Consider the following 7,547-nt stretch of genomic DNA (forward strand, 5'->3'; position numbering starts at 1 on the left):
CAGAAACGTCAATCGTTCCTTCAGAGCCTGTAAGATTCAAGTTCATTGTCTACCCCTCTCTTAGCGAGATTTAACTGCTGTTTGAAGAATGACGTCACCATCAACAGCGCCAGGAACCGCACCCTTAACTAGAATCAAGTTGCGTTCTGAATCTACGCGAACAACTTCTAGAGATTGTGTAGTTACTTGTTCAGCGCCCATGTGACCTGCCATCTTTTTGCCTTTCCAAACACGACCAGGTGTTTGACATTGGCCAATAGAACCAGGAGCACGGTGAGACAATGAGTTACCATGCGTCGCATCTTGCATTGAAAAGTTGTGACGTTTAATGGCACCTTGAAAACCTTTACCTTTTGATTGACCAGTTACATCAACCATAGATACGGCTTCGAAATCAGCAACTGTTAGCTCATCACCAACACTAATTTCTTTTTCGTCACCTGTCAGGCGGAACTCCCACAAACCACGACCAGCTTCAACATTCGCTTTAGCAAAATGACCTGCTGCTGCTTTGTTTACACGGCTCGCACGGCGAGAACCAACAGTAACTTGAATAGCTTGATAGCCATCAACCTCTGCAGTTTTCACTTGTGTAACGCGATTCGGTTCTACCTCGATGACGGTTACTGGCACGGATTGACCATCTTCAGTGAAGACTCTTGTCATACCGGCTTTACGTCCGACTAATTGAATAGCCATTTTATACCTCATTTGCCAGTTGTGTAAGGGGCTATCACCCGCTACGGCTGATCATTCCAGATCATTCCACTATTGTGCATAAGTCGACTGATAACCAGCCGATTCTCGCACCCCAATCTTTAGAAATTAACCTAAAGAAATTTGAACTTCCACGCCTGCCGCAAGATCTAGCTTCATTAAAGCATCAACTGTTTTTTCAGTTGGCTCAACAATATCTAGAACACGTTTGTGTGTACGGATTTCATATTGGTCACGCGCATCTTTATTTACGTGTGGAGAAATCAATACTGTATAACGCTCTTTACGAGTAGGAAGCGGAATAGGACCACGCACTTGCGCACCAGTACGCTTCGCTGTGTCCACAATCTCTTGTGTCGAAGCATCAATCAGACGGTGATCGAATGCTTTCAGACGAATACGGATTTTTTGGCTTTGCATTTCCAACTCCAAATACAGTGTTTTGATGACTTAATCATAATTTAATTAAGGCACCATCCTTTTTTTAAGGACGGCGAATAATAGCGAGCCTAAAACTGGTTGTCAAGTAACCAATAAAAACTAATGCGTTTTTAATAGTGACAAAAAAAGCCGCTTGTTATTCAAGCGGCCTTTTTAAAAACCAATTCAACAATAAGTATAAAACTTATTATTTGATGACTTTAGCAACAACACCAGCACCAACTGTACGACCACCTTCACGAATCGCGAAACGTAGACCTTCGTCCATCGCGATTGGGTGAATTAGAGATACAACCATCTGTACGTTATCACCAGGCATTACCATTTCTACGCCTTCTGGAAGCTCACAAGCACCAGTTACGTCAGTTGTACGGAAGTAGAACTGTGGACGGTAGCCTTTGAAGAATGGCGTGTGACGACCACCTTCATCTTTAGACAGAACGTATACTTCTGCTTCGAAATCAGTGTGTGGATTAATAGAACCAGGCTTAGCTAGTACTTGACCACGCTGAACGTCATCACGCTTAGTACCACGTAGTAGTACACCACAGTTCTCACCAGCACGACCTTCGTCTAGAAGCTTACGGAACATCTCAACGCCAGTACAAGTTGTTTTTGTAGTATCTTTGATACCAACGATTTCAACTTCTTCACCAACTTTAACGATACCACGCTCAACACGGCCTGTTACTACAGTACCACGACCTTGGATAGAGAACACGTCCTCGATAGGCATAATGAATGCACCGTCGATTGCACGCTCTGGCTCTGGAATGTAGTTATCTAGAGCTTCAACTAGTTTAGTTACAGCTGTAGTACCCATTTCGTTGTCATCTTGGCCGTTAAGAGCCATTAGAGCAGAACCTGGGATGATTGGAGTGTCATCACCTGGGAAGTCGTACTCAGATAGAAGATCACGTAGTTCCATTTCTACAAGTTCTTGCATCTCAGCGTATTCTTCAGTGTCCGCACCACCACAGTCTTCAGCTAGAAGGTCTGCTTTGTTTAGGAATACAACGATGTAAGGTACACCTACTTGACGAGAAAGAAGGATGTGCTCACGAGTTTGAGGCATTGGACCATCAGTCGCACCACAAACAAGGATCGCACCGTCCATTTGAGCAGCACCAGTGATCATGTTTTTAACATAATCGGCGTGTCCAGGACAGTCTACGTGTGCGTAGTGACGAGTTGGAGAATCGTACTCTACGTGAGACGTTGCGATTGTGATACCACGCTCACGCTCTTCTGGAGCATTATCGATACCGTCAAACGCTACCGCTGTACCGCCAAATACTTCAGCACATACGCGAGTAAGTGCTGCTGTTAGGGTAGTTTTACCGTGGTCAACGTGACCGATTGTACCAACGTTAACGTGTGGTTTACTACGTTCGAACTTAGCTTTTGCCATGATACATACACCTTATGATTAGTAAGTATGATGATTAAATTTAATTTTTAATGATCGCGTCTGCCACACTAGCTGGCGCTTCAGCGTATTTCAGGAATTCCATTGCATAGCTTGCACGCCCTTGCGACAAACTACGCACATCCGTTGCATACCCAAACATTTCGCCTAAAGGCACTTCTGCTCGAATAATTTTACCAGATACGGAATCTTCCATCCCCTGAACAAGTCCTCGGCGACGATTCAGGTCTCCCATCACGTCTCCCATGTACTCCTCAGGAGTTACAACTTCTACTTTCATCATGGGCTCAAGAACACAAGGTTCTGCATCTGCAGCACCTTTCTTCAAGCCTTGAGAAGCTGCAATTTTAAAAGCCATTTCATTAGAGTCAACATCATGGTAAGAACCATCGAACAATACCACTTTCAACCCAAGCAATGGGTAGCCAGCAATAACACCGTTCTTCATTTGCTCTGAAATGCCTCTTTCGACAGCTGGGATGTATTCCTTAGGAATAGCACCGCCGACAATCTCATTCACAAATTCCAAACCCTCTTTATCGGTTGGAATAAGCTTCATGACTACATGACCGTACTGTCCTCGGCCACCTGATTGCCGCACAAATTTGTGGTTAACTTCCACTTCTTTGCGAATTTTCTCTCGGTAAGATACCTGTGGTTTACCGATATTGGCGTCAACTTTAAATTCACGCTTCATTCGATCCACCAGTATATCTAGGTGAAGCTCACCCATACCAGAGATAATGGTTTGACCAGTCTCTTCGTGTGTCTCTACGCGGAAAGAAGGATCTTCCTGCGCAAGTTTACCAAGAGCCACAGCCATTTTATCTTGATCCGCTTGAGATTTTGGCTCAACAGCAACAGAGATTACAGGCTCAGGGAACTCCATACGTTCGAGAACAACAACATCTTTGCCGTCACATAACGTATCCCCTGTTGTCACATCTTTCATACCAATCAAAGCTGCAATATCGCCTGCGCGTACTTCTTTGATTTCTTCACGGTTATTCGCATGCATCTGAACCATACGGCCCACACGCTCTTTCTTGTGTTTAACCGAGTTGTACACTGCGTCGCCTGAACTCAGAACGCCAGAGTATACACGTATGAACGTTAACGTACCCACGAACGGATCCGTAGCAATCTTAAATGCTAAGGATGCAAATGGTGCGCTGTCATCCGCTTCACGAGCTACAACGGTCTCAGCATCCTCTAAGGTGCCTTCAATCGCTTTCACTTCTAGTGGCGAAGGTAGATATTCAACAACAGCATCAAGAACTGCCTGCACTCCTTTATTTTTGAATGCAGAACCACAGGTCACTAATACAACTTCGTTAGCTAGCGTACGAGCTCGCAACCCTTTCTTGATATCTTCAATAGACAGGTCACCTTCTTCAAGGTACTTATCCATCAACTCTTCATTTGCTTCCGCGGCGGCCTCGAGCATTTTTTCACGCCACTCTTCAGCAACGTCAACCAAGTCTGCAGGTACATCTTCAAGATCATAGGTCATACCCTGATCTTCTTCGTTCCACATAATGGCTTTCATACTCAACAAATCAACCACACCAGCGAACTCGTCTTCGGTGCCAATGTTGATTTGAATAGGTACTGCATTTGCGCCCAAACGCTCTTCAAGCTGCCCTACGACACTGAAGTAATCCGCACCTGTACGATCCATCTTATTGACGAACACCATACGAGGCACTTCATATTTGTTTGCTTGACGCCATACAGTCTCTGTCTGAGGCTGCACACCAGAGGATCCACACAACACCACAACGGCACCATCAAGTACACGCAAAGAACGCTCTACCTCGATAGTAAAGTCTACGTGCCCTGGGGTATCGATTATATTGATACGGTGCTGATCGAACTGCTGATTCATGCCACTCCAGAAGCAAGTTGTTGCTGCTGAAGTGATCGTGATCCCACGCTCTTGCTCCTGCTCCATCCAGTCCATGGTGGCCGCACCATCGTGCACCTCACCAATGTTGTGGGATTTGCCTGTATAATACAGGATACGCTCGGAACATGTGGTCTTGCCGGCATCAATGTGGGCCATGATGCCGATGTTGCGGACCCGGTCGAGGGAATACTTGCGTGACATAACTCGTTCTCTATGCTTGGACTATCAGGTGCTAAACGTTGTGGATTATCCCTGCGGCCGGAAACGACGCACGGATGACGGCTCGTCGGGACCGGTCTGCTGGTATCGGTAGAAGCGCGGAGGGGGAGAGACCCTTACCAACGGAAGTGCGAGAAGGCCTTGTTCGCATCGGCCATCCGGTGCGTATCCTCCTTCTTCTTGACCGTCGTCCCCTCACCGTTGGCTGCTGCGAGGATCGCGGCTGCCAGCCGGTTCTTCATCCCCTTTTCGCGGCGCTCGCGAGCGTAACGGATCAGCCAGCGGATACCAAGCGTCGTTCGACGCTCGGGACGCACCTCGGTCGGAACCTGGTAGGTTGCGCCACCGACACGCCGGCTCTTGACTTCGACGGCCGGCGAAACGTTGGCGATCGCCTTGCGAAAGACCTCAAGCGGCTCCTCGCCGGTCCGCTCACCGACAACGTCGAGAGCGTCGTAGAAGATCGCGCGTGCCACGCTCTTCTTGCCCTGCCACATCAGGTTGTTGATGAACTGCGCGACCGTTCGGTCGTCAAACTTCGGATCCGGCAAGATGTGCCGTTGTTCTGCGCGTTTCTTTCTCATACCGCTCGGACTATCCTTCTTCTTCGAATGATGTGTCTGCTCTGTTCCCGGATCACGCGATCGACGAGACCGGTTCGGACCGGCTGCAATATCAATGCGATATCACAATGACTCCGGGATTCGACCGATCAACTCTCGATCCGATCTAACTCTTCGGACGCTTCGTGCCATACTTCGAACGACTCTGGCGACGATCCTCGACGCCCTGGGTGTCGAGCACGCCGCGGACGACGTGGTAACGAACACCCGGGAGATCCTTGATCTTCCCGCCACGAATCAGGACGATCGAATGCTCCTGCAGGTTATGCCCCTCGCCCGGGATATATGCGGTCACCTCGATCTGATTCGTCAGGCGCACACGGGCGACCTTCCGCAGAGCCGAGTTCGGCTTCTTCGGCGTCGTCGTGTAGACGCGAGTGCAGACGCCGCGACGCTGCGGGCACGAATCGAGTGCGGGTGAACCACTCTTGCTCTGAATTTGCTTCCGTCCCTTTCGGACGAGCTGGTTGATTGTCGGCACGCTAAATCTTCCTGGTCTCTTCTCGTTCGGTATACTTGCGCTCTCTGACTCGATGCTATCGCAACCTTGACGATGCCTGATGGCAATCGCCGCCGATCGGCCGAGCAGATGTCGGCACGATTCAAGAGTCACGATTCATCCATAAACGGGGCATAGTGCGCCCGGGAACGGATAGCCTGCAAATATAGGCGTCCTTCGACCGGTCCGGCAAGTCGTCGGAGCGTTATCCTCATTACCGTTTGTGAGCAATCCCCGAGGTTTTGCTATCGTCCGACACGTCATTGACCGCACCAACGGTCCTCTGCACTACAGTCTGCGCCGTCATCCGAAGGCCCGTGGCCTGCGCATCCGGATCACCCCGTTCGACGGCGTGATCGTTACGATGCCAAAGTACCCGGGTCGATACCTTGATGTGGATCGATTCGTTCTGGAGAACGAAGAGTGGATTGCGGCAAAGCTCGAAGAGTGCGGGCTGGACAACACCGGCACCGTTGCACAAACACTCGATCTGAATAGTCCGATGTTCGTCGAAGGGCTGCCCTACCGGTTCGCGATCGGTTCAGTCGGGACACTCGAAGCAGGTGACTCCTCCGTTCGCATCGACGATGATGGTCAATTGATCCTACGCAATGCCGATGTGCGAGTCGAGAGGTTCGAGGAGAACCTTCGTGGCCTCCTCTTCGAAAGAGCAGGAAGTAGGATTACCGAAGCGGCTGGCGAGCTTGCGTTGCAGCTCGCGGTCGAGCCGCAAAAGATTAAGGTGCGATCGCTGAAATCGCGCTGGGGAAGCTGCACATCGGACGGACGCCTCGTCTTTAACTGGCGACTCGTGCTGTTCCCCCCTAGGATTCTCCGCTATGTCGTCCTCCACGAGCTCTGCCATCTCCGGCATTTCGATCACTCGCAAGCATTCTGGGACCTGGTGGCCCGACACGACAGAGAATATGAAGAGAAGGTCGAATGGCTGCGAACCAACGGCATTCGCGCCGACTGGCTTGCCGTCGGACTGCCATAGTCGTTACCACTGCGGTAGGTTGAGGATCGGGAACACTTCGGATACTCCCCCGCTCGTGACGACGATGAAGAGCGGACCACCCGGTGCCGACGAAAGGTCGATCGAGTACCGGCCACCGCTACCGACGACGTCATTCTCGGTCACGATGCTCCTGCCAATCGACGAGAAAGCTTGCACACGGTCGATCGGAACTCCGGCCGGACTGATCAGCGAAACGCTCCTGCGACTTGCGTCAAAAGAGACACGAACGCCGTTGCGCGTCAACTCTCCGACAACCGAACTTGTCCCCTCCGGAGCCCGGTATCCTTCATCCGAAATCGCCGTCGTGTCGTCCGGGTATGCTATGACGACGTCGACGCCTCGCCAGGTACCATCCCTGCGACTGCTCGGTGTTCTGTACCAGACGTTGCAACATCCTTTTTCGAAGAGAAGCTCGGCAATTGTAGCAAAGACCGAATCGATAGCCCCCGGATTGCTGACGGCGAAATAGGCTCCGTCGGTCTTTGCCGCGAGGGCGCGAAGGGAGTCGTCGCTGTCGAGAAGTAGACCAATCGCAAACACGGGAATCCCGAGCGCGCGAGCGTGGGAAGCGACTTCGTCAATCGACGTGCGCCGCGAGATATTGTCCTCGCCATCGCTGAGCAAAACAACGGCGCGACGAAAGGACTCCGGGCGCGTCGCCGCTTCGGATACAGCACGATATACGGCGTCGT

The 7,547-nt window shown here is 50.5% G+C and carries 8 protein-coding genes; 1 reads left to right on the plus strand and 7 read right to left on the minus strand.

Annotation, left to right across the window (positions count from 1 at the left end):
• Positions 1 to 60 precede the first annotated feature (60 nt).
• From rplC to rpsL, 6 genes are all read right to left on the minus strand, one after another.
• Positions 61 to 699 (minus strand): 50S ribosomal protein L3, encoded by a 639-nt coding sequence (gene rplC, locus Q0688_RS10830; RefSeq protein ID WP_269126188.1) that lies wholly within the window; start codon positions 697 to 699, stop codon positions 61 to 63.
• Positions 700 to 825: 126 nt separating this feature from the next.
• A complete protein-coding gene (gene rpsJ / locus Q0688_RS10835; RefSeq protein ID WP_012071937.1) occupies positions 826 to 1,137 on the minus strand; it encodes a 30S ribosomal protein S10 in 312 nt (103 codons plus the stop codon).
• Between the two features lie 208 nt (positions 1,138 to 1,345).
• Positions 1,346 to 2,569 (minus strand): elongation factor Tu, encoded by a 1,224-nt coding sequence (tuf, locus tag Q0688_RS10840; protein ID WP_299075998.1) that lies wholly within the window; start codon positions 2,567 to 2,569, stop codon positions 1,346 to 1,348.
• A 40-nt stretch (positions 2,570 to 2,609) separates the two neighbouring features.
• Positions 2,610 to 4,697 (minus strand): elongation factor G, encoded by a 2,088-nt coding sequence (fusA, locus tag Q0688_RS10845; RefSeq protein ID WP_299076001.1) that lies wholly within the window; start codon positions 4,695 to 4,697, stop codon positions 2,610 to 2,612.
• A gap of 134 nt (positions 4,698 to 4,831) precedes the next feature.
• A complete protein-coding gene (rpsG, locus tag Q0688_RS10850) occupies positions 4,832 to 5,299 on the minus strand; it encodes a 30S ribosomal protein S7 (protein WP_299076002.1) in 468 nt (155 codons plus the stop codon).
• Positions 5,300 to 5,444: 145 nt separating this feature from the next.
• Positions 5,445 to 5,819 carry a 30S ribosomal protein S12 gene (rpsL, locus tag Q0688_RS10855; RefSeq protein WP_299076005.1) on the minus strand — a complete coding sequence of 125 codons (375 nt, stop codon included), beginning with the start codon at positions 5,817 to 5,819 and terminating at the stop codon, positions 5,445 to 5,447.
• 241 nt (positions 5,820 to 6,060) lie between these two features.
• Here rpsL and Q0688_RS10860 point away from each other — a divergent pair, with 241 nt between their 5' ends.
• Complete coding sequence (locus Q0688_RS10860; protein ID WP_299076008.1) at positions 6,061 to 6,834, plus strand: M48 family metallopeptidase; 774 nt, start codon at positions 6,061 to 6,063, stop codon at positions 6,832 to 6,834.
• Between the two features lie 3 nt (positions 6,835 to 6,837).
• Here the strand turns inward: Q0688_RS10860 and Q0688_RS10865 are convergent.
• On the minus strand, positions 6,838 to 7,547 hold a 710-nt coding region (locus Q0688_RS10865; RefSeq protein ID WP_299076011.1), incomplete at its 5' end, for a VWA domain-containing protein.

Source organism: uncultured Paraglaciecola sp. (assembly GCF_937123705.1).
GTDB lineage: Bacteria > Pseudomonadota > Gammaproteobacteria > Enterobacterales > Alteromonadaceae > Paraglaciecola.

What these genes read in the sequence shown, in the direction of transcription:
- tuf (WP_299075998.1), bottom strand. Translation starts at nt 2,569, where the DNA reads ATGGCAAAAGCTAAGTTCGAACGTAGTAAACCACACGTTAACGTTGGT.
- rpsG (WP_299076002.1), bottom strand. Translation starts at nt 5,299, where the DNA reads ATGAGAAAGAAACGCGCAGAACAACGGCACATCTTGCCGGATCCGAAG.
- fusA (WP_299076001.1), bottom strand. Translation starts at nt 4,697, where the DNA reads ATGTCACGCAAGTATTCCCTCGACCGGGTCCGCAACATCGGCATCATG.
- rpsJ (WP_012071937.1), bottom strand. Translation starts at nt 1,137, where the DNA reads ATGCAAAGCCAAAAAATCCGTATTCGTCTGAAAGCATTCGATCACCGT.
- rplC (WP_269126188.1), bottom strand. Translation starts at nt 699, where the DNA reads ATGGCTATTCAATTAGTCGGACGTAAAGCCGGTATGACAAGAGTCTTC.